The following is a 1058-nucleotide window of genomic DNA, read 5'->3' as shown; positions in this document are numbered from 1 at the left end:
CTTCTCTTAATCTTGGAACATTTTTGTATTACACTTGAAGAATTTGAACAGCTATGAAGTATTTCTTAGGTATAACCGATATTGAACAAGCCAAATTACATTACCGAAAATTAGCAAAGCAATTACACCCTGATAAAGGCGGAACTGCTATTGAGTTTCAGAAGATGCAAACTGAATACAAGGATTTGCTTATAAACTTACAACAAAAGCAAAAGGTCGTTACATCTTCAGTAAAAACTAATTCCGCAGAAAATGAATTAATAAACGAATTAGGAAGGCTTGCCAAAGTCCTGATAAAAAAGCAAGTGCCTCAGCATTACTTACAGGAGAAAATGTATAAAACGAAATCAACCTTAAAGAAAACATTGATTAGTCACGTAGTTGACATTTTGAATGAACTATAAATGGGACTTGTTTTATTCTTTTGTAAGAATGGTTTGATAAGTCGGCAGACCACCGACTTTTTTTTATGCTCAAATTCTAACAAATTTCTTCAAACACTTACAAAATCCTTCAAATACCATTAAACTCCAACACCCCCACCATTAGCCTACTATATGTTTGTTTCCATTATGGAAGCAAGCACAAAGAAAATATTAGGCACTTTAGCAGCAGTTGCAGCCGTTGGCGGTGGTTTCTACCTGATTAAAAAAGGCAAAAAGCTTCTTGCCGGGGCAAAAATGAATTTTGCTCTTTTAGGATTCCGCATCCACAAGATGAACTTACAGGAAGTTCAATTTGCCGTAAAGCTCCGTTGCTACAACCCCACAAAAGCACCCATCACATTAGCCGTTAACCAGGTAGTTGCAAATTACAAAGGTTCGGCGGTCGCTTATTCTACTCCCGATATTAAAGGACTTACCATTGGTGCTGGCAAAACACAAGAGCCTGAAATCGTTTTTCAAGTGCCATACCTAAACCTTATGGGTAAAGGTCTTACTCTTTCCGTGCTTTCCAATACCGAGCAGCTTAAAGCTGATATGACTTTCACCATGACCATCAGCGTTAATGGCGAAACTCTTACTACCACGCAATCATTATCAGAGGACGAAAATATG

At 37.5% G+C, this 1058-nt stretch carries 2 protein-coding genes; both read left to right on the top strand.

Going from position 1 to position 1058, the window contains the following annotated elements:
* Positions 1-53: 53 nt before the first annotated feature.
* Positions 54-404, top strand: a complete 351-nt coding sequence (locus tag KEM10_RS23760; RefSeq protein ID WP_212220869.1) for a J domain-containing protein — start codon at positions 54-56, stop codon at positions 402-404.
* Between the two features lie 168 nt (positions 405-572).
* The coding region (locus tag KEM10_RS23755) for a hypothetical protein (RefSeq protein WP_212220866.1) at positions 573-1058 on the top strand (486 nt) is incomplete at its 3' end.

This window comes from Carboxylicivirga linearis, assembly GCF_018271995.1.
Classification (GTDB): Bacteria; Bacteroidota; Bacteroidia; order Bacteroidales; family Marinilabiliaceae; genus Carboxylicivirga; species Carboxylicivirga linearis.
The sequence above is the reverse complement of the archived record's forward strand: the minus strand, read 5'-3'. Positions and strand labels throughout refer to the sequence as shown.